At 59.0% G+C, this 20086-nt stretch carries 15 protein-coding genes and 5 pseudogenes; 13 read left to right on the top strand and 7 right to left on the bottom strand.

Going from position 1 to position 20086, the window contains the following annotated elements:
- Positions 1-7: 7 nt before the first annotated feature.
- Positions 8-1432, bottom strand: coding sequence for a nitrogenase cofactor biosynthesis protein NifB (nifB, locus tag PYH37_RS30050; RefSeq protein ID WP_280736713.1), 1425 nt, complete (start codon positions 1430-1432; stop codon positions 8-10).
- Here nifB and PYH37_RS30045 point away from each other — a divergent pair.
- The 5 genes and pseudogenes from PYH37_RS30045 to PYH37_RS32575 form a co-directional block, all read left to right on the top strand.
- A complete protein-coding gene (locus PYH37_RS30045) occupies positions 1362-1511 on the top strand; it encodes a hypothetical protein (RefSeq protein ID WP_280736712.1) in 150 nt (49 codons plus the stop codon). The two genes, nifB and PYH37_RS30045, sit on opposite strands and share 71 nt — an antisense overlap.
- 675 nt (positions 1512-2186) lie before the next feature.
- Positions 2187-2450 (top strand): annotated as a pseudogene (locus tag PYH37_RS30035) (hypothetical protein); the annotation flags it as partial.
- A 268-nt stretch (positions 2451-2718) separates the two neighbouring features.
- Positions 2719-3657, top strand: a complete 939-nt coding sequence (locus tag PYH37_RS30030) for a DMT family transporter (protein WP_280736324.1) — start codon at positions 2719-2721, stop codon at positions 3655-3657.
- Positions 3590-3793, top strand: a pseudogene (locus PYH37_RS32580) (hypothetical protein); the annotation flags it as partial. The gene PYH37_RS30030 and the pseudogene PYH37_RS32580, both read left to right, overlap by 68 nt.
- 779 nt (positions 3794-4572) lie before the next feature.
- Positions 4573-4748: pseudogene (locus PYH37_RS32575) on the top strand (FitA-like ribbon-helix-helix domain-containing protein); the annotation flags it as partial.
- Between the two features lie 117 nt (positions 4749-4865).
- Here the strand turns inward: PYH37_RS32575 and PYH37_RS30020 are convergent.
- Genes PYH37_RS30020 through PYH37_RS30005 form a run of 4 tightly spaced genes read right to left on the bottom strand, consistent with a single transcriptional unit; the run spans position 4866 to position 7807 of the window.
- Positions 4866-6425, bottom strand: coding sequence for an E2 ligase fold family C protein (locus tag PYH37_RS30020; protein WP_280736325.1), 1560 nt, complete (start codon positions 6423-6425; stop codon positions 4866-4868).
- Between the two features lie 2 nt (positions 6426-6427).
- Complete coding sequence (locus PYH37_RS30015) at positions 6428-6868, bottom strand: Mov34/MPN/PAD-1 family protein (protein WP_280736327.1); 441 nt, start codon at positions 6866-6868, stop codon at positions 6428-6430.
- A gap of 44 nt (positions 6869-6912) precedes the next feature.
- The gene (locus PYH37_RS30010; protein ID WP_280736328.1) at positions 6913-7518 is read right to left on the bottom strand and encodes a putative metal-binding protein; all 606 of its coding nucleotides are present in this window, start codon (positions 7516-7518) and stop codon (positions 6913-6915) included.
- Complete coding sequence (locus tag PYH37_RS30005; protein WP_280736329.1) at positions 7511-7807, bottom strand: DUF2604 domain-containing protein; 297 nt, start codon at positions 7805-7807, stop codon at positions 7511-7513. The genes PYH37_RS30010 and PYH37_RS30005 overlap by 8 nt, the downstream gene beginning before the upstream one ends.
- Positions 7808-8125: 318 nt before the next feature.
- Here PYH37_RS30005 and PYH37_RS30000 point away from each other — a divergent pair, with 318 nt between their 5' ends.
- Both PYH37_RS30000 and PYH37_RS29995 read left to right on the top strand, forming a co-directional pair.
- A complete protein-coding gene (locus PYH37_RS30000; protein ID WP_010875326.1) occupies positions 8126-8383 on the top strand; it encodes a FitA-like ribbon-helix-helix domain-containing protein in 258 nt (85 codons plus the stop codon).
- Positions 8380-8802, top strand: coding sequence for a type II toxin-antitoxin system VapC family toxin (locus PYH37_RS29995; RefSeq protein ID WP_280736330.1), 423 nt, complete (start codon positions 8380-8382; stop codon positions 8800-8802). Before PYH37_RS30000 ends, PYH37_RS29995 begins: the two co-directional genes overlap by 4 nt.
- Before the next feature lie 217 nt (positions 8803-9019).
- On the opposite strand, the pseudogene PYH37_RS29990 reads toward PYH37_RS29995, so the two are convergent.
- Positions 9020-10392 (bottom strand): annotated as a pseudogene (locus PYH37_RS29990) (ISNCY family transposase).
- 115 nt (positions 10393-10507) lie between these two features.
- Positions 10508-10696, bottom strand: a pseudogene (locus tag PYH37_RS29985) (IS30 family transposase); the annotation flags it as partial.
- Positions 10697-11120: 424 nt separating this feature from the next.
- Here PYH37_RS29985 and PYH37_RS29980 point away from each other — a divergent pair.
- The 6 genes from PYH37_RS29980 to PYH37_RS29955 all read left to right on the top strand — a co-directional run bounded on the left by PYH37_RS29980 (position 11121) and on the right by PYH37_RS29955 (position 20064).
- The gene (locus PYH37_RS29980) at positions 11121-11453 is read left to right on the top strand and encodes a hypothetical protein (protein WP_280736331.1); all 333 of its coding nucleotides are present in this window, start codon (positions 11121-11123) and stop codon (positions 11451-11453) included.
- Between the two features lie 1332 nt (positions 11454-12785).
- Positions 12786-13625 carry a response regulator transcription factor gene (locus PYH37_RS29975; protein ID WP_280736332.1) on the top strand — a complete coding sequence of 280 codons (840 nt, stop codon included), beginning with the start codon at positions 12786-12788 and terminating at the stop codon, positions 13623-13625.
- 196 nt (positions 13626-13821) lie between these two features.
- Positions 13822-15297: a calcium-binding protein gene (locus PYH37_RS29970; protein ID WP_280736333.1), complete on the top strand. Its 1476-nt coding sequence runs from the start codon at positions 13822-13824 to the stop codon at positions 15295-15297.
- A 218-nt stretch (positions 15298-15515) separates the two neighbouring features.
- Complete coding sequence (locus tag PYH37_RS29965) at positions 15516-16250, top strand: hypothetical protein (RefSeq protein ID WP_280736334.1); 735 nt, start codon at positions 15516-15518, stop codon at positions 16248-16250.
- A 283-nt stretch (positions 16251-16533) separates the two neighbouring features.
- Complete coding sequence (locus tag PYH37_RS29960; RefSeq protein ID WP_280736335.1) at positions 16534-16815, top strand: hypothetical protein; 282 nt, start codon at positions 16534-16536, stop codon at positions 16813-16815.
- 234 nt (positions 16816-17049) lie between these two features.
- Entirely contained in the window at positions 17050-20064 is a 3015-nt protein-coding gene (locus tag PYH37_RS29955) for a beta strand repeat-containing protein (protein WP_280736336.1), read from the top strand.
- Positions 20065-20086 lie beyond the last annotated feature (22 nt).

The following is a 20086-nucleotide window of genomic DNA, read 5'->3' as shown; positions in this document are numbered from 1 at the left end:
GGCGAGCTCAAGCCGTTGCCTTCGATAGATCGAGGCCATACTCAGCGGCGTAAAGAGCGCTGATCGCGGTTTCGATGTAATCATAGCCAAAGGCCTCCGTTGCCCTGATCCCAGCTTCCATGAGCTGCTTCTGGGGGCAATCTCCGATCTTGGCGCACAGCACGATATTTATGCCCTCGAGTGCTGCAATAATGCCACCGAGGGTGGCTTCCTCGCCCCAGCCCCCACGGCAATACGGCTCGACCTTTCGATGCCCCACAAATTTAATCCCTGTCTGCGAGGCTTCATAAACCTGGAACTCCTTCGCATGGCCGAAGTGTTCGTTAATGCGTCCGCCCCCCTTAGTCGCTACAGCCACGTGAAGCGACCCGCGCACGCTCACTGATGCAAGCGTCGTGATCGCCTGGTTCTTGGCTGCCAAATGGTCATCGCGTATGCGTGAGACCACCTCCCGGTAGGCATGACGCTTGCCACTGTTGTAGCCAGGTTCGAGTGGAATCTGGTCGAGCGTGAACTCCTGGCCACGATCAGTGCCGAGCAGGCCGACTGCATCGGCGCGGCACTGTCGGCAGTGACGCATCAGCTTGGCACCGCCTTCGAGACGATCCTGAAGCGCCTTTAGCTCGAGCGCAGTTGGGCCGCGCTGTCCTGTCTGGCCGAAACAGGTGCCGTGTGCCGGGTCTGAAATCAGCGGCATGACGTTGTGCAGAAACGCGCCACGCTCCTTGACCCATTTGTTGACTTCGATCAGGTGCTGGTCATTGATGCCGGGGATCATCACCGAATTGATCTTCGTAAGAATGCCGCGTTTGCTCAGCATCTCAAGTCCCAACATCTGCCGCTCATGCAGGATTTTGGCAGCCTCCATGCCGGTGTAGCGGCGATGACCATAAAAGATCCACGGGTAGATCTTCTCGCCGACTGCGGGGTCGACCATGTTGATGGTGATCGTCACGTGGCTGATGTTCAATTCCGCCAACTCGTCCACGTGCTCCGGCAGCGCAAGTCCGTTGGTGGAAATGCACAGCTTGATGTCAGGAATCTCCCTAGCAATGCGTTCGAAAGTCGCCCTCGTCTTCTTCCAGTCGTAACAAGCATCGCCCGGACCCGCGATGCCGAGAACCGAAAGCTGCGGGACTTCGTTGGCGACCGCAATCACCTTGCGGAGCGCCTGGTCCGGTGTCAGCTTTTCGGAGACGACGCCAGGACGACTTTCGTTGGCGCAATCATATTTGCGATTGCAGTAATTGCATTGGATATTGCAGGCTGGTGCGACTGCGACGTGCATACGGGCGAAATAATGATGCGCTTCTTCTGAAAAGCATGGGTGATCCTTGATCTTCTCCCAGGTAGCCGAATCCATGTCAGTTGGCCTTGAGGACGAGCCGCAGGACGAGGACGCGCAGCCACCGGATTTCGCGGTTGTCAGCAACTGCCCAGAGGATGTCGTGTTGGTCAGGCTTTCAAGCGAAATTATCGGTGCACTCATCGAACAGCTCCACGGTGGGTAAGGTCGTTGTCGAACTTGCAAGCGCTGTGCCAACCAAATGAGATGGCAAATTCAAGAGGTTGGCGTTTCGTGTTCGATTTCCGGCCAATAGCGCCGACGCAGTTTTGTCGAAGTCGCGACAAGAGAGGCGCCAAGTTAGACAATAGATCGGCGTTCCTGAGGGAAGGGTTGGCCACGCCCACGATAAGTGGGCTCACCGACTTTAGATCTTCTTCACCTGCATACGATGCCGGCGCAAAGCATAGCCGACTTGCCGCGGTGTGAGCTGCCTTTGCCTGGACCCACCGGCCTTCTCCATTGCACTGATTAGCAGCTCGCGGTCCATTAGATGTGGTGCCACCGTGACCGGCCCGTTGGGGTAGCTGGGTGCGTCCACGGCCGGCATCGTCGACGGCATCCGACAATCATGTCGCCTTTGCCGACTTGATGACACAGCCTTACTTCAACGGCTTCTTCTATGTTCATGCCTAAGTAGCTGAAAACGCGCGCGAAGTGAATTGTTGCTGTCCACAGCGAAAGTGGCATGAGCTTTGAAATCTTCCGTTAAACGCAGCGGAAGCCGGTAGTGCCAGTCCCTGTTGTCGATGCTTCTGGGTCGCGCAGTAGCGCGACCCAGAACAGAGAGGAGATCGACGGTGGCCGTGCCCCTTCGAAGTGACAGGTTCGGGTGATCAGCATGAAAGATACACTTTCTGTGCTAATAGCAGCGCTTTTGCTCCTCGCTTGCACGTTGACACTTCCCACCGGCTAGGGCCCCTACCTTAAACCTATACCGGGCAGCGTCACCTATGGCCGACAGCGCCGCACGAAGCTTGCAAAAGCACCGGTCGGCAGCATCGTGCCTCATCAGTTCATCCGTCTGTTCGGTCGACGGGTTTATGAAACCTACGTGATCGAACCGGATCGTTCGCTTCGGCTCGTGAGTAGTCACTACGACGACTATTTGCGTGGGGCGACGATTGACCGCCGCCCTCGTAAGGCGAACTGCCGAGACCGGGGTGCCGTCCGAACCCGTGGTCCTCCATCCTTCGAGTTCGCGGGCTTGAGGCGGACGAGACCGAGTAAGGGGTGACATGACCCGCTAGTCGAGCCTTGTCGTGAGTACGCTGACGAACTCTGGCACGCGGTAGGCTCCGCATGACCACCGGGGCAACCCGACGACGAAGCAGTGCCAATTCTGACGCCGTTGCCAAGGAGTAAGTTCAACCATGCAAGACAAATCGCCAGGCTATCTTTATGTCCTTTTGGCGGTGATACTATTTGCCGGGCAGGACGGCTTTTCCAGGCTACTCGCTGAGAAGTACCCGGCAATTATAGTGACAATGATTCGCTTTTGGGCGTTTGCGGCGTTTGCAACGGTGCTTGCTGCATACTCTCCGGTAGGCCTGCGAGGCGCTTTATTCACGCCGCGACCAATTCTGCAGTTGCTCCGCGGTGTTCTTCTAGCAAGCAACATCGTTGTCATCGTCTACGCTTACACGATTGCTGGGCTAGCGATGAGCCAAGCAATATACCAAGCGGCTCCACTGATAGTCACCATTCTGTCGGTGCCGTTACTCGGGGAAAAGGTCGGTTGGTGTCGCGGCGTCGCTGTGGCTGCCGGGTTGGCTGGGGTTCTGGTGCTTCTAAACCCGGTGAGCGCTCATTTCGGTATCCAGCTGCTGCTTCCCCTGGCTGCTAGTCTTTTGTACGCGCTGTATGGGATCGCCACGCGTGCGGTCAGCCAGTACGACTCCGCCGTGACAAGTGTCTTATATGCCGGTGTCGGAGGAGCCCTGGCGGTAACATCTGTGGGGCCGTTCTATTGGACGCCTATACATATCGGGGACTGGCCTGCAATGACGGCACTGAGCGTTTGCGGTGCTCTCAGCCACTTTTCTCTCATCAGGGCTTACGGGCTTCTCAACGCAGGTGAGGTTCAGCCCCTCACGTATCTCCAACTCGTCTTGAGCGTGATTGTCGCGTACGTCTTTTTTGGTGAAACTGTGACGTGGAACATGGCGGCCGGGGCGGCCATCGTAGTCGGAGCTGGCCTGTTTACAGCTTGGCGAGAATACCGTCTGGTAGTGCGGAGAAGCCATGCGGCAACGATGCCAAATCGTGACGCTGAGCCACGACAAGAAACGAGGCCTGAAGGGTTCACATGATGGCCGAGGAGCCCAGCGGCATAAAGCAGGGACTGACGGTGATGCCGGCTTCTCCATGTTCCTGCGAAAGGCTTTCAGCAAGGCGATGGGCTATTCGGATAAAGCGCTTGATCGGCCCGTTATTGGCATCACCTCCCGCTTGTAGCCTGGGCGGATGCGGTAAGTCGCGAGGTGGCGAGCGTCTGGAGACCGACTCAGCGTCGAAAGGACGTAGTAATTACCCTCCGATCCGTCCCAGCTCAGCGGGACATGCTGAACTCCGTCCCTGCTGCACGGCAAGACATTGTAGTTCTTGATATAGGCGATCCATTCGCCGTCGTGGCGACGGGCTTGTCCGTGTTATTCTTCGCCGTTGGCGTAAAGTAGTACGTGGGCTGCCGATAGTCCGAAGCGTCCGGATCCAAGCTGGTGTTCGTGCAGGCATAGCTCCCCAAGTCGCAGCTCCACGAGACTCTCATTATTGGCGGTATCGGTTTTCAGCATTGTTGCGCTGCCCTTCGTTAGCCTTTGCTCCGGCCTGACGAACACTTCTATCACAGTTTCGCTTCTTTTTGGGCGCGACAGCGGAGACTGTGCCTCGTTGACATCAACGGCAAATTGGCTACCATCCGAGTCGGCCCGTCAAGCCCGCCGCTCGCTCCTTCTGGAATGGTGAGTGCACAAATTCATGGCTTGACCCTGTGGGCGGCTCGTCAGAAACGCGAGCACTGACCTTCATTACGCCCCAGAAAGGGAAAGAACCATTAGTGTTTTCGCGCGCTCGAAATCCATGGCCAAAGCCTTGCGCAAGGCTCTGGCCGAACAAAATGTCGAACTAACGGAAGCTACCCACTTGCCGAACCCGTCCAAAAGCAGGAAGTGGCGGAAGACGGTTCTTAGCACAGTTGGCGTCGAGCGCTTCGCGTGCGAGCAGCAATGCATGGCCGCAGCACCGAAGCCGAGATCCGCAGCATCCTCTAAAGCGATTGCCCATCCCCCGGAGCGGGTCAAACGGTTCTTTATTGGCGCCTGCTGCCCTTGAAGCATGGGGCTTGACCGATGCCGAAGCGGAGTATTTCAACCAGCTCCGTGACAAGACTCCTGCTGGACCGAATTCGCGTGGAACGATCGGAGACAGAGAAAAAGGCCGAGCGTGTCATAGTGGCGCCGACATTGTCACGCGCACACCCTGCCGCCCCGTCCGCGGCAACGGCGACGTCCGCTTCTGCTTAGGCAGCGGATATGTTGCTCAGCGGTTCAACGCTGTTGCCGTATTTGCGCCTATAGGCCGAGATGAAATCTTCGTCGCTACAGATGCAGCGGCCGCTCGAGTCTTTGGCTTTCGGGTCATGTAAGTGAGATCCAAGGGGACGCAGAAGATTCACGCGAGTGCTTGTCGTTGGGCTCATGGGAAAACCCGCACTATGTTTGACCAGCTCCGCGGCAAGCATGATCCCGGCAAGCGCTGACTGAAACGCCATCGGAACCACGGTTCGAACGAGACGACTTCCATCGCTAAGCTGGAATACCAGACCGCCGCAGATAGCCTGCTGGTAGAAGGAACGGAGAGGTTGGCCAACAAACGGGGCGAGCGGCTCAAAAGGCACGCCCATCGCCGTAGCCACTCGAACCACAAAGTCGTTGGGGACGCCGGCGTTGGTCTGCAATAGCGCTTTCACCTGCTCGTGTGCTTCCGGTATCCCGAGTTCCTCGGCAATCAGCTGGTGCTCGTCCTTGGATTTTCCGGACGGCATGTACATGCAACAAAGGCATGCCTGGCCGTCATCGAAACCATGCCGCGAGATGCCGAGATCGTGTTCCTGCGTCCAGGCATTCGCGATCCATCGCGGCAGAGCACCTTGGACAGCGAGACGGTCGGCGGCTGTGTCAAGCGCCACACCCACTCGATCGAAAATCCAGTCGCCCCGGCGCGCAACATGTTCTGCCCACTTCAGCGGGTGCGCCTCGACCTCTAAAGCGGTCGATCGAAGGGCGGTGGTTGCAAGAACCGCCTTGGACATGCCGATCTCCGCTTGGCCGGCCAATACGTAGCGCTGCAGGTTTGAGAGTTCGACCGCTTCGTGGTCGACGACATGCAGGCGACCCGAGAGGCCGGATTGTCTCGCCAGGGCCCAAAGCGCGCCATGGCCTATCGCGCCGAGCCCAACGAGGTGCGTTTCGCCAAGGTCGACAGGAAGGTCAACCGGGCGGGCATCGCCAGCTTTGGTCTTGTTGTAGCTGTATAACGAGAGGTCAATGTCCTGGTCCAACTCGGCGCCGGTTAACTGGGCGGCGAAGATGGTTCGAAAGACGTTGGCGGCGCCGAAGCAACTGGCGGCGCCAGCTCCAAAGGGCAGCAAACTCGAGCCAGAGCCCACCGGGTCCGTACGCGACAGCTTTGCCGCCCAACCGTCCGATCCGATGAAAAAGGTTGGGCACCGGAGTGATGGGCGCGTCGCGCCTGCAACTAGGCAGACCATGGCGGACTTGCCGGAACGCCGAATGCCGATTTTTGGATTGATCGACTTTGCCAATCGCTCCAGCGCCTGGGCTTGAGAGGTCGCCGCACTGTCCAAGGGGAGTATTGCCAGAACCGGATACAGTCTGGCAAGCAACCTCACCGCAAGATCTAGCGTCGCCTGGCCTTCGGCGCAGGAAGCGGCCTGATCGTCGAAGGCGACGGTCACGACCTGCTTTTCAAGAGCCGCTTTGAAGTCGCCCAGATGAAAATCGGCCAGGACCTGAGATGCCGCCGTCGCGGCGCGGTCGATGAAATTAGCAAGGGCCATCGTCAACTCGTTATCGTGATCATTCGCGTCAGTGCCGCGGACGGGATCTCATTCCAGTTCGCCCTCGCGTCAAGTCGATAGGCGGCGACACGAGCAAGGTCGAAAGGCTCGCGGGCGAAATTCGGCACTACCAGCGAGAGACACCCAACCGTGGTAGCGATCGCGTAGGCGTCATCGGTCGTCGAGTGATAGGCGCGGCCCGGATGACTGTGGATCTGCGCCAGAAGCATCAGGCCACGTTTGTAGAGCCAGACGTTTAGGCGGTGCAGTTCTTCGGCAGGAACTATCACGCAGACGCCGTCGCTCGTTCGGATGTGTCTCTGCGCCGGGATAACCGTTTCTGTTACCGCAAAGTGCTGGTCTTGCTGAACGCCGACCCAGAGCGCCATTCCTTCATAGCCCTGCTGTCCAACCGAGCGCAGATGCGCCTGTGCAGTGGACACACAATCTCGGGGGAGGGCGACTGTCCTGACATCCTCTAACGCGGTCATTCTGGAATGGCCTGAGGTGGCACCAGCAGCCCTCCCACCGCGAATTGAAAGTGAATCTGCAGCTGCTCCACCGGGCCGGTCCCGTACTTGATGATCTTGTCCAGGATGAAGGCCAAACAGCCTTCGCCAGAACCCCGATGAAGTAGCCATGGGTCACCTGAGTGCGCTGGATTATCGTGGTATTCCCGGATTCCCGCCATGCACAGGAATGGTTGGTCCTCGAGACTGTTGGCCTGGATGAAATCCGTCACGGCGTTCTGCTGGATGAGAGCTCCAATCATTTCCGGCGGCGTTCCGGGCAGACGTCTCAACATATTCAGGGGGAGATCCTTCCGGGCAATCGGCTGGCGCGTAAATGGATCGACAAAGACCACAGACGGTGGTCTTAAGTCGTAGTTGGTGAAGTCGATCTCGATGGCTGCGCCGATAACGCGCGGCTTTACTTTAGGGCTTACAAATATGAAGAATGCGCTCGGGAAGCTCGCATCGATCAGGAAGCAGCCTTGAGCCCGATAGGCATCTGCATATGGCCGGAACCGGCTGATCTCCCGATCAAATTTTGCTCGCGAGACCTCCGGGTCCACAGTTTGGAGTTCAGGCACCTGCGACACCCGCCTTCAGGCTGAGGAACAGGGTTACAGTGTTCGCGAAGCCGAAATCGCCGATTTTCTTGTCGACGTCGAGCAAGTTGCCGGCCTCGTCCTTGATCTCCCAGTTGTCGGCAGGTTGGGCCACGTTTTGCGTGTTCTCAAGGGCTTTGGTGCGAACGACGTGAAGCGGCTGGTTGGGATTGGCTTCGACCTGCGTAGGCTGGCCGTTCACCACGACGATGATTTCGATCTTCCCGGGGCCGCCTCCGTGATTATCGCCCTTACCCGAATCCTTCGACATTGTCATACTCCAGTGGCTTGCCAACCGGCCCCAAGGCACTACTGCCGACCCACTGGTGAGCGGGCTGGCGGTCTTTGATCGTCCACTCGGCGCCACGAACCGCGAGTACGTGAAAGACAGGGGATAAGCTACCGAATCGGTGCTAGGCTTTTTTTATGCGGTACTTGAGAGGCAAGTAAACCCCCGGAAAACTGCTCGTCACAACTATAATCGATTAGAGCAGCTAAAGTATTGGCGAAATCTTCCATGAGATATTGCGGTATGATAGCACTGGATGTATAATGCTATCTTTGATATCGTCATTGAAGGGAAGTGATCATGGCAAATGTGACCGTTAGGAACCTGCCCGACGAGGTGCACCGAGCGCTACGCGTACGAGCAGCCATGCATGGCCGCAGCACCGAAGCCGAGATCCGCGACATCCTCGAAACGACTGTCCGGCCCCCGGAGCGGGTCAAACTCGGCTCTTTATTGGCGTCTATTGCCCATGAAGCTGGAGGGCTAACGGATGCCGAAGCGGAGCATTTCAACCAGCTCCGTGACAAGACTCCTGCTGAACCGATGAGCTTCGAATGATCGTGCTCGACACCAACGTCATATCCGAATTGTGGAAGGCCGAGCCGGACCGCACTGTGTTGGCCTGGATCGATGCGCAGATGATTGAAACACTGTATTTGTCCGCGATTACGGTGGCCGAACTGCGTTTCGGCTTGGCGGCCATGCCGGCAGGCAAGCGACGCACGATCTTTCAGAATCGCTTGGAAGGAGAGGTCTTGCCAGCCCTTGCAGGGCGCGTTCTTCCCTTCGACTTGGACGCGTCGCGAAGTTATGCGGACCTGATGGCGCAAGCGAAAACGTCAGGCAAGGCCATCGGCAAGGCGGATGGCTATATCGCCGCAACGGCGGTTGCGCATGGCTTTATGGTTGCTACGCGCGATACCAGTCCGTTCGAGGCCGCTGGACTAGACATCATCAACCCCTGGGAGCCGGCATGATCCCGCCGATCTCATTTCTCTATGCGGTATGTCATAGCATTACTTGTGGCGGCCATGTTGAAATGTCCGCTCCGGCGCAAAGTAAAAATGTCACTTCAGGCTGCCACTCGGCACGGCGATCAGCCCCGATCCGGCCGGCTGGTCCGGGTTGCAAGGTGAGATCGGGGCGGGTGGATTATCCACTGATCGGCTTTAGCTTTGACAGCCAGACCGCTGATTATTCTGCGGCATCAAGGCGAGAGAGCGCTTGCTGCCGCCGGGCGATGACCGCCGGATCGTTCATAAAATCCGTCCGTTTGCCCGGCTTACGTCTTCGTGGCGTGTAGCCGTTCTTGTCGCTGTTGGTCCTGACCTTCGGCGACGGCAACTGCTCCTGCCGCTCCTTGATGTAGGCCAGCACATCGGAAAGTCGCTTGTTCTCGGTGATCGCCGCATGCGTCACCCGCTGATCCTTGTCGAACGTCTTATAAGGCAGGGAATGTCCCTTCCAGCGCACGTCGAGCCGGCCGTCGGCGAAAGCGTAGGTCTCGACATAGCGCCCGACCAGTCCGCGTGTCACCTCGTTCTCCTCGAGCATGATCCGCTTGCGCTCGTAGGAGAACGTCAACTGGGCGCCGACATAACGCTGCTCGCGCTTGCAGAGAATATCCTTTAGCCGGTCCGGCATGAGGTTCAGCGGCCGATGCAGATCGTCCGACCGGGCAGGGGTGCGGGCAAAGCGCGCATTGTGACGCGCGATAAAGCCGGGCAGGAAGGCGTTGCCTGCGTCCATGCCGGAGATCTCGGCGAGCCGCAGTTCCTTCACCAGCGGTCCTGCAGCGTTCGGTTCATCCGCTCGACCCGGCCCTTCGCCTGACTGGAATTCGCGCAAAGAATCTCGATGTTTAGCTCTGAGAGCGCGCGCCCGAACTGCGTCATTCCCTGGCCGCCCTTGGTATCCTTCTTCGCCACCCGGAACACCGAATGCTTGTCGGAATAGAAGGCGACAGGAGCGCCGTGCTCCTTCAGATAAAGCTCCAGCGCCTCAAAATAGCTGAAGGCGCTTTCCGACCGCACGAAGCGCAACTGCAGCAGCTTGCCCGTCGCATCGTCGATGAACACCAGAAGCGAACAGGGCGGCCCACGATCCTCAAACCAGCGATGCTCGGAACCGTCGATCTGCACCAGCTCGCCGTAGGCTTCTCGGCGCAGCCGCGGCTGATGGAACGTGCGCCGCTGCTGGCGTGACAGCCACAGGCCGGCCTCAGCCATCCATTTGCGCAAGGTCTCGCGCGAAACCGTCAGCCCATGCGCTTCGGCCAGCTTCTCGGCCGCCAGCGTCGGACCGAAATCCGCATAACGCTCGCGCACAATCGCCACCGCATAATCGCGCACGCCGTCGCAAATCCGATTGTTCGACGGCCGGCCGCGCGCCTTGTGCCGGATCGCCGCCGCGCCATGCTGCCCGAAGACATCCAGCAACCGGCGAACCTGACGCGTGCTCAGCGCCAGCACTTGGGCTGCAGACACGATCGTCGTCCGACCGTCGACGACCGCCGACAAAACCTCAATCCGCTGCAGATCGCGCTCGCTCATCGCAATCAGTCCCATCCGCAATCTCCCACGTCCTCAAAACGCGGGGAGAGTGACATTCTTACTTTGCAGGAACAGGACACTTTAACTTGCCGTGGAGAATCTAATCCAATGACGAGTGGAGGGTAGGGAATTACCCGCAATCGCGCAAATACGCCATCAACACTTCGGCGGGCGTGCGGTAACCCAGGCACTTGCGCGGGAGCGGGTTGAGGTGATGGGCGAGGCCAACGAGCTGCTGCTGGCTGTTGGTGGACAGATCGGTATCGCCGTGCATGAAGCGGCGGATGCGTTTGTTGGCGTTCTCGACCGCGCCTTTCTGCTGGCTCACGCCGCCTGTTTCGCTCTCGGAAACCTAGCCTCATCAAAAGATCCGCCAAGTGCGCCGAGTGCGCGAAACACCGCTTGAGGGCCGACTGGCTGGTCAAGCGATGCCGCAACAATACAAAAACATTACGCTGGCGGTTTCTCCGAATTAACTTGCAGCGTTTTCGAAGGAGCGGACGAACCTGGGGAGTCGTGACCTTTCCCAAGTCAGTTCTGTAGACTTGGCTGGAATTGCATCTCCAACGCGCACCAGCCTTCTGTCGTCGCGTCTGAGACTAGCGATCCGCTCGCTGTCCGCGTTCATTTCGCCGCCTATCAAACGCCTCGCATTCAGCTTCTGCGCATGGCTGAAACCGCCTTCTATAATTTACCAGAAAGGGTATGCTGCACTGCAAGTTGAAAAAACACGGGGGCGGGGCATGAATGCTCTTTCCGTTATCACCAATGTCCAGATCGAACGCGCCGCGGCGTTTCCCGCGAAGTTCGCAGACAACCCGGCCCGCGCTGCCAGTCTCGACACGATCCAGCGGCGCAACGCCATTCTAGATGCAGTATTCTACGACGTCGATGCGGTGACGGAGGAAGAAACGCCGGACCTGGCTTTTTGGCTCGCGCGCGAGGGTGCGGTAATCCTGGTGCCGCCGAGCGGCGCTGATCGCCTGAAGGTATTCCTTACCGCCGAGGATTTCCTTAAAGGCGCTCCGTCGGTGGCGCCACTTGCCATTGCTGGCGTCGGAAGCTCGGCCCTCTGAGCGGCCGCTTTCGCACGTAACGTGGCAGACGCGGTGGGAGGCCCGGTCGCGGCAGTTGTCTCCGGATACGGCATCGCGGACGTGCTGACCGAGGCTCTTGGCGGCTTCTTTTGGTTTGGTGCGCTGAATAGCGTGCGGCAAGCCTTCGAACCTCTCGACGCGATGATGAATAGACGTGCCCCAGTTCCTCACACGCGCCATGACCATGTTCGAATCGGAGACACCGCCTGCGCGTCCCGCGCGCCTTTCACTCGTTCTCGACGCGCCGCAGCGAGCGGCCGCGGCGCTGAGAAAGAGTTCCACGCCTGACCGTACCTGATGCACAGCAGGGCAGCTACGGTGCGACGTGCTAGCCGAGGGGTTCGGTCTTTTTATGGATTACCTCGAGGGGCGGTAGTCGACTTCGGTGTAAAGCGTGCGGCCGGATCACTAGGACAGCGTTGATGCACGGTGTTTGCCGTAGAACGCCACCACATCAAACGAACTCGATTCAAAACCAGCAAACGTCGGCGCAGACATTTGTTTCCGCTGTCGTTTATCCTCCAGCGAGGAAATACGCGGTCGATTGGCCGTCACGACAGGAACTGGTGTCCGTCGAGGGCTGCGCCCGAGCAGTTCCGACTGCTACATTCATCAGTTGCAGCGTCAAGCGGCAGAGCCAAATGGGGGGCAGTGGCATTCAAGGCCACCAACAGAGAAAGCCATATGGACGATTGGTAGCAGGGTTCCAACTTTAATGGTGGCACTGACGAGCGCATTAATCGCGGCCAACGTGTTCGAACCTTATGGTGACGGCTGATCAAATAACGCTAACTGCCTGTTTCTAGCCTTTCCACTCCTTGAGAAACCGGGGCGGCGGATACAAAACTGTCACAAAATTCTTATTCGGAAGTTCTAAAACAGGAAGCGATGCCAAAGCTTCCTCGACAAAGAAGGTGGCAGCCATTTGACTGGCGTCGCGAACATCGTCCCTGGGGCATGAGGCTCGACCTCTTTAAATAGCAAGGCGCTTTGCAATTGAAGTTGTTCCTGATCGCAACCTGTGCTAGGTACAGGCGGTTTTCCTAGTATTGGTGGGAACCACAATAGGTTAGCAGCTATAAAGAAATCTATGCTGTGGGTAGAGCAGAAAGTTATTTGTCATACTATTAGCATATTGCCGGTATGGCAGGCTAAGTTCAACGAAAGGCGTAGCACGAAATAGACCTTTAATTGTCATCGTACATCATTTAATACGATTTCCATAGAAATATGGATAGTATTTGTTAAGATTATCGTTTAATCAACGGGATTTGTTACTGGCCACTTACGCCATGTAGATGGGGGAGTACAATGTCCAACAAATCAGAAGGAAGAATCGTTCTCGTCATCGACGCACTGGACTTACGTCGGGCGGGGATTGCATCACTGGTCGACGAGTGGGCTGGTGCGATCGGTCTCGAGACCGTTGGAATTTCTCCCGACGAGATGCCGGCGCACAGTCAGTTGGCAGAGGTAGTACGATTGGTCATATTGAGCGTAGGAGGATCGTCCCTTCGCGAGGGGGCTCTGCAGAACTGGGCGAAGAGCGCGCGCGAGCTGTTTCCGAACGCGCCACGCGCGATCATTTCCGACAGAATGGAAGCCGAGGAAGCGATCGTGGCCGCCCAGATTGGCAAACAGGCCTTCCTTTCCACGAGCATGGAGCCTGGAATTGCTCGCCAGGCCCTGACTTTTATCCTTGGTGGCGGAACGTTCTTTCCTCGCGAGGCCCTCCTCCACCACTACCCATCGACTGCGCGGTCTGTGAAGAGCCAAGCGTACGACCATAAGAGTGAAAATGAGGGACTGACGCCACGTCAGAACGAAGTACTCGAGCAGCTGCGGCAAGGCAGATCGAACAAGCATATAGCGCGTGACCTGGATATGGAGGAATCGACGGTCAAGGTGCATGTCCGGCAGATAATGCGAAAGCTTGGCGCTTCAAACAGGACACAGGCGGCGCTGTTCAGTGCGGCGGTCTTGACTGAGGCACGTCGCTCCGCGCCCTTCCAGAACGGCGCCCGGTCCAACGCCGTTACTCCAGCCACATTTGCGGGCGAAGGCATCGCGATCGAACAGAGTGGCGGAGGCACAAGTGCCGCCGGAAGCCGGCCGAATACCGGCGCGCAGCCGGAGCCCAAACAGTGGTAACTTCAGGCGAGGTGTACTAGCTGCCCGTTCGCTGATTTCTCCGTTCTCACGCTTTACTCCAAATAGCTTACTCACACTGCGATTTGAGTGATCATACTTCCGGTAATGTAATCTCACGCGGATCATGGCTGATCGAACCGATGTCTTTCCGCCTCGCGTGTACGACCGTGAACACGATTTAGAGGGATATCCAAGCATGCGAGCGTACACGTTAGGAGACGGCATCTGGTCGTCACCCTGCCATCACTTTATTCCGTATGACTTCAGCACTCCCTACGACTTTAGCAGCCCGCGGGAAGGTCCGTCGGTTGTCACAAGGGCACTGAAGACCGAACAGGCGCTTGCCGTGAACGTCTTTGGCGGGGCCGACGCATTCGGGCTGGACTCCACGGCCACGGCCACTGCCAGCCTTCAGGTGGTGGACCGCGGACTCGCTACATTCGCGATAGGCAGCGCCGGCTTCGCCGCAGCGGCACGCGGGAATTCCGCCTTCGCAACGGCGTACGGAGGCGTGGCCATAACGGGCGCCGATCTGTCTGTCGTGTCCACGGAAACGGCGACAGCGAGCGGCTCCGACGGAATGGCCGAAACGACGAGCCTGAGCTTCGCGGCTATCGGCTTGAAGTTCGATCTCGGTTGCCAGATACAGGTCGAAAGGGCGGAATCCCACACCGCGGACGCGAACATCGGGGCGTTGCAAGGAAATTCGGCGTTCTTCAACGTCGATGCCGTCGCGGCAGGCGATAACAGTTTCGTGGAGGTTCAGGCCGATGCGGTGACGGTAGAGGACGCGCTGTCCACGGTCACGGTCTCCGCGACCGCAGCGGTCAGCGCCGAAGTAGCCTACACGGAGATCGTCGGGTCGTCGCGGCCGGACAGCATCAGCACCGGGCCCGGCGACACGCTCGTCTTTGCAGGAGCCGGTGGCGACAATGTTCTGTCAGGTGCCGGGGATGACTGGATTTTCGCAGGCCGGGGCAGCGACACGGTTCACGCAGGGGCGGGAAGCGACACCGTCCTTGGCGAAGGTGGCACGGACCGACTGCACGGCGACGAAGGCGCCGACTGGATCTTCGGCGGCGAGGGGGACGACACGGTTCGCGGCGGCGGCGGAGACGATCTTCTCTTTGGCGGTGACGACAATGATTCAGTGAACGGCGGGGCCGGGAACGACGTCCTGTGCGGCGGCGAAGGCCGCGACTGCCTGGATGGCGGCGCTGGCGACGACATCTTCCGGCTTGGCGCTCAACGCGGCGACGACCGCGACGTCTATGGTGGCGGGAGTGGCAGCGACCTGTTCCTTCTCGTCGCGAGCTTCGATCGGGACGTGATCCAGGACTTCTCGAAAGGAGGAGGCGACCGCCTGGCCATTTCCGGACTGGAAGAGGTCGTGTCGCTCGGGCGAGGCGCGTTCAACATGCAGCGTTCGTCGCGAGATGCGGATGACCTTGTGATTACCTTCGATATTTTTGACCGCCGCTCCGAACTGACGTTGGACGAGTTCTTCGCGCTCAACCCGGGTTACGCCGGCATGCCGCGCAGGGGCATCTTCAGCGACTCAGAAGCGGGAGCGCTGCTCGGAGCGATCTCGCTTGAGGCCGACGACGGTCAGGACGTGCAGGAGGCTCAACTGTTCCTGCAACTCGGCGGCCTTTTGTCTTTGCTCGGATAACGGCCGGCACGGCGAATTCCGTAGGCCCGAGCGAAGCGGCCTCGCCGCCACTCCAAAGACATAGCTACTTTCGCCTGACCCTCCCACAACGACCTATAGCGATTCCGAGCCTTGGGCCCTTCCAGGACCATTGGACGTATCCAACATTTGAACGTCTGATATCCACCAACGTCAGGTGTATGGTGTCTTGACGCAATAGACGAGATGGAGGAGTGCACATGTCTACGACCCGTACATCCACCGTAAGCACCGGCGTTTCGACCTCAGGCGGCGATGCCGGTAGCGAACCCTATTCCGACTCCTATGCCTCTGAGACCACGGTGTTCGTCGGGGATTTGTCAAACGCCGAGGGCACAGGGTTCGGTGTGGGAGTCCAGGCCGACGCCACAGCCTTGGGGATCGATACGTTGGCCGAGCTCGAGGTGAACGCGACCGTTTCCGACGGCACATATGTTGACTCCGCGTTCGCCTCCGTAGAGGTAATCGCGGCTGCGCAGTCGCCCGACGGCAATGCTTACGCGGTCGCAACTGCCCTGATGGAGGTTTATGGCGGGGCCGACATCTACTTTGGCAGCAGCCACTCGACCACCTATACGGTCCAGGACGAAACAGGGTCGACGACCGTGTCGGAAGTCTCGGCGAGCGTTCATGCGCTGCAGTTTTCAGCCGGCGGAGGTGCCGGCTCCGAGCAAGCGGTTCCGGAGTACGTTCCCGAAACACAGCTTCCGCAGGAGTATGCGCAGCCTTACCTCTCGCCCGAATGCGGCTGCGACGAACCTGACGTCGAGGGGGGCTTGGGTTACGACGTCGACATCGACGGAAACTTCGCGGCATTCGATATCGAGGCCTATGCGTTCGGTTCCGACACGCGGGCTGAGGTGTCCGCCGATGCGTTCGTTGTCGAGGATCAGATTTCCACTGTTACCTCGGTTGTCGTCGTCGCCATTGGATAAGAAACCCTCGTCGGTGAATGGTTGGATAAATCGCGCACGAGCGCGTTCTATCACGTATTTTTAAATATAATCCTGGCTTTCGAAATCGTAAATTGGACGTAGCGAGTTCTTTCATCGCAATGCATCGGATAGCGGCAATATTTTCTCGATAGTGTTACAAAGCGTATACGAATACTCCCTTAGTTTTGTACGCCTAGTGCCTCTTTGCTTCCGCTTCACACCAGACTTAATCTTCCCATGTCAGCGCAGGAGCCTGACATAACCACGCTAAAGGAGTGAAACTATGTCCTACTGGTGCGATCCCAATGAATTCGAATTCGAGAAGGAAATCGACGTCGACGTGGAATTCGAATTCGAATCCGACGTCGACATCGACTTTTACAAAGACGTTGATGTCAATGTCGACTACTGGGTCGACGTCAACATTGACGGCAACGAAGCGACCTTTGCGATCGACGTTGAGGCCATCGGCAAAGATACCTCCACAGAGCTGGACCTGGTTGTCCTCGTGATTGAAGACGAGCTGTCGTCGATCACCGCTGTGGGCCACTCCGCGGTCGCCTAAGCGAAGCCGAGCTTGTCGCTCCGGGAAGCGGCTGGCCCCAACTCTCCGGAGCGTGAGGGACCCTGCTTATGGCAGGGTCCCTTTTTTGCGTGTGGGGCGCCTGGGATTACCCACCCCACCAAGGGTGTACGCCCGAAGAATGGTCCACCAACGCGTTGTGTCGGTCCGGGCAAATGCCCCCTAGCATACCGTCCAGAGCACGCCGAGAGGCACGTCGACATAGAGGAGGGCAAAGTGGCTCGTATTTCGAAATCCCGTGGGTCATCGACCGTATCGTCCAATACCGCATCGCCGTCGATCAATGCGCCGTCCTCCAATGTCGGTCCGGTGGCGCAGCAGTCCTTCACGAGCCTTGCCACGACGTCGGCACTGGTTTCGTCGCCTGCCTACACGCTCGTCCAGCTCACCAACAGCGGCAACACCTATACGCATGCGGCCGATGGCAGCTTCCGGATAGAGGGCCTCGATGGCAACGACGACATCACCTTGGCAGCCACGAGCACCGGCAATGACTATCTCGACGGCGGCGCAGGCAACGATAAGCTGAATGCGGCCGGGACCGATGATTTTCTCGACGGCGGTGCAGGCATCGACACCCTGAACGGTAATGCGGGCAACGATGTCTTGCGGGGCGGCGCTGGCGCGGACATGCTGAACGGCGGGGCGGGCATCGACACCGCCGATTATTCCATCTCCGTCCTTGCCGTGACAGTTTCGCTTCCGTCCGACCCCAGCCGGACATCACGCGGTTACGGAGGCGACGCCGCCGGCGACACGCTGAGCAGCATCGAGAACCTGACTGGCTCAGCCGGAAACGACCTGCTCACCGGCAATCGACTCGACAACCAACTCGTCGGAAATGCCGGAGAGGATATCCTGCGCGGCATGGACGGCAACGATCTCCTCGTAGGCGACGGCATAGTAGACGTCGATATGGACGGTTTGCCGGACGACGAGAACATGGACGGCATTCCGGACGGGGTGGATGAGGACGAGGTCGGAGCCGATGATGTCCTTGACGGCGGCTTCGGCAACGACCGTCTCTACGGCGGCGGCGGCAACGACACTCTGATCGGCGGGTTCGGCAACGACGTGCTGCATGGCGGATACGGCGTCGATTTGCTCAACGCCGGCGACGGTGACGACGTGCTCGACGGCGGCGCTGGCAACGACACCCTCTTGGCGAGCCTTGGCAACGACACCCTACGCGGCGCCGCTGGCGACGACTTCCTCAACGCTTCGATCGGCAATGACATTCTTGAAGGTGGCGACGGCAATGACGAGCTCCTGGCAGGCTCCGGCGACGACATTCTGAACGGCGGCGCTGGCGACGACGTCCTGAACGGCGGCGGTGGCGACGGCGATCCCCTTAACGGCGGCGACATTCTGAATGGCGGTGATGGCGACGACATGATGTTAACTGGCACTGAGGCCGACCAGATGGATGGCGGCGCGGGAAACGACACCGTGAGCTATGCCGCTGGCGGCGCCGTCGGGATCAATCTGGGAACTGGCGTCGTCAGCGGCGCGGCGGCCGGCGACGTTCTGGTGAACATCGAGAACATCATGGCCTCGAGTCAGGACGACATTCTGGTCGGCGACGGCAACAACAATACCTTCACCGGCGGCGCCGGAGCCGACCAGATCGTCGGCCAGGGAGGACTCGACACCTCCGACTACTCGACGTCAGCTGTCGGCGTCACCATCAACCTAAACACGACCGTGCTTGATCCTTTGGCAATCGGAACCGGAACCGGTGGCGATGCCGAGGGAGATACCTTTCAGCTCATCGAGCGGATCATCGGCTCAGCCTTTGTCGACACGCTGAACGGCGGCGAACTCAACGACACCTTCATGGGCGGCGGTGGCGCGGATTTCATCAATGGCGGACTCGGGACAGACACCTCCGAATATTCATCCTCCGCTGCGGGCGTTTCCATAACGCTGGACGACACGGGCGCGGCGCTCGGCGTCGGCGGTGACGCCGAAGGCGATATACTGACTTCGATCGAAAACCTGATCGGCTCGGGCGCTGACGACATTTTGACCGGTAACGCCCTGACGAACCGCATCGACGGCGGCGCGGGGAGCGATTTTATACGCGGCGGCGCCAACACGGGAACCGAATTCCTCATCGGCGGCGAAGGCATCGATACGGCCGACTATTCGACTTCAGGCGCTGCCGTGATTGCCAGGCTGTCGGACAGTCAAACCAGTGGGGCACTTTCGAGCGGTGGCGACGCGCAGAACGACGTCCTCGTCACGATGGAGAACATCATTGGCTCTGTGTTCGATGACCAGCTAATTGGTGCATCGGTTGCCAACCGACTCGATGGTGGCGCGGGGAACGATGTGCTGATAGGCGGCGCGGGCGCGGACGTGCTAATTGGCGGCGCTGGAACCGACACTGCTTTCTATCAGACCTCCGGCGCTGGCGTTACAATCGTCCTCGACAATACGGGCGCGGCGCTCGGCAACGGCGGCGATGCGCAGGGCGACCAGCTCAGCACGATCGAGAATCTCATCGGCTCCAATTTCGACGACCTTCTGGTCGGCAATGCCAGCGTGAACCGTCTCGACGGCGGCGGCGGAAACGACACTTTCCGCAGCGGCGCGGGCGGCTCATCCGCGGGCGGGATCACAGAAATCATCATCGGCGGAGCAGGCATCGACACGATCGACTATTCCGCCTCCACGGGCGGAGTGTTGGCGCGCCTCTTCAGCGGAACATCCGGAGGTCTCAGCCAAGGGGGCGAAGCCGACGGAGATTTGCTCCTGCAGACGGAAAACGTCATCGGTTCGAATTTCAGCGATCAACTGTTCGGAAGCACCGCGGCCAACAAGCTGGTCAGCGGTTCCGGCAATGACCAGATGCGGGGTGGCAGTGGCGCCGACATTCTCTCGGCAACGGGAACCGGCGCCAAGACCTTGTTCGGCGATGGAATCGCCGATGGCGGCCTGGCCGGTCAGGATACGTACCGGATTCTTGGCGGCACAGGCAATGTGATTGCCGACTATCAGACCGGTGAAGATCTCTTCTTGAACAGTCTCAACGCAACAGGCGGGATTGCGCTCACCGCGATCAGCATCGGCGGCGTGGCAACATGGGCCGGCCGGTTTACCGGTACCACCCATCAGACATACGTCGCTCTGGGCGCCCAGAGTTCGGTCAGCCAGGCCCAGGCGGGCGCGGCGCTCAATACGCTCATTGCGAACGACCTGTTCATCGATCCGGCTCTGATTGCTTGAGATCGAGCCAAGAAGGGGGATT

It is taken from the genome of Sinorhizobium numidicum (genome assembly GCF_029892045.1).
In the GTDB taxonomy this organism is placed as follows: Bacteria; Pseudomonadota; Alphaproteobacteria; order Rhizobiales; family Rhizobiaceae; genus Sinorhizobium; species Sinorhizobium numidicum.
Note: the sequence above shows the minus strand (reverse complement) of the source record. Positions and strands in the feature narration are given on the sequence as shown.